The sequence below is a fragment of the Pseudomonas sp. B26(2017) genome, assembly GCF_002113045.1.
In the GTDB taxonomy this organism is placed as follows: domain Bacteria; phylum Pseudomonadota; class Gammaproteobacteria; order Pseudomonadales; family Pseudomonadaceae; genus Aquipseudomonas.
This window is the reverse complement of the sequence record NZ_NEJJ01000033.1, coordinates 1-1,162: the sequence shown is the minus strand read 5'-3', so window position 1 is coordinate 1,162 and position 1,162 is coordinate 1. Positions and strand designations below refer to the sequence as shown.

Here is a 1,162-nt window from a genome sequence, read left to right as displayed (position 1 = left end):
CCCGCCACCGGCGCACCACCCTCGACAATCGCCACGCTGCTGAAGATCCCGCCCGAATTGATCACGATGTGATGCCCGCCCGCCGTCAGCGTCAGGCTGGTCCCGGCATCGATCACCACCTGGCTGGCGGTGACCCGCGCATGGGGGCCGGCCTGGATGACCAGCGTGCCGTCCGCCGTGGTGCTGCTGTTGCCGCTGATGCTGAGCAGATCGTCGGTGCCGATGACCGTATGGCGCGTTCCGTCGGTGGTGTGTCGTTCATCCGCCTTGATCAGGCTGGTGCTCTGGTTGTCCACCTGCTGGAAACGGTCGCGCCGGATCTGGCTGTGGCTGTCATTGAGGATCAGTTGTTCGAAGTCGCGCTCGGCCCGCAGGTAGATTTTTTCCTGCCCGGCACGGTCTTCGATCATCAGTTCGTTGTAGCCGCCGGTGTGTGGCGAACTGTGGCTGCGCAGCACGGTTTTGCTCTTGTGCTCAGGCAGGGTGTAGGGCACCGAGGTGACTTTGTTGGCCACGCACCCGGTAATCAGCGGCTGATCCGGATCACCCTCCAGAAAGGTCACCAGCACTTCCATGCCGATGCGCGGGATCGTCACCGAGCCGAAACCTTCACCGGCCCAACTCGACGAAACCCGTAGCCAGCAACTGCTGCGCTCACTGTCGAGTTCGGCGCGGTCCCATGGGAACTCGCACTTCACCCGGCCAAACTCATCGCAATAGATCTCTTCGCCGACCGGCCCGGTGACTCGGGCGGTCTGACTGACCAGCGGACGACGAGGTGCCGGCAGCGGTGGCCGGAACACCACCTCGGCAGGGATGACGCTGAAGGTATTGCGATAACCCTGGGTGAAACCGTCGGTGTCTTTCGCATCGCTGGTGACCGATTCTTCAAGCACCTGAGGCTGACGCCCCTCGTGGGAAACGCTGAGCAACAGCCACAGGTCGTTGCAGTGTTGGCGCGGGTGTTCGGCCAGTTCAAAGAGATGGCCGCTGCGCAGGTTGGCTTGATCGCTCTCTCCTTCACCCAGCTCATAGTCGGCGCGAGAGCGCTCAAGCGCCTGCCGTGCGAGCTGCTTGCCGCGTCTTTCGTTCTCGATCAACAGCGGATAGCGGTAATCCTCCAGCACCGGAGTGAAATCGGCGGTAAAGCGACTCTCGACCA

The 1,162-nt window shown here is 62.7% G+C and carries 1 protein-coding gene; it reads right to left on the bottom strand.

Translation table 11 applies throughout. The features are described from left to right. A partial coding sequence (gene tssI / locus CAF79_RS28590) for a type VI secretion system tip protein TssI/VgrG (RefSeq protein WP_139832644.1) occupies nucleotides 1-1,162 on the bottom strand: 1,162 nt, incomplete at both ends.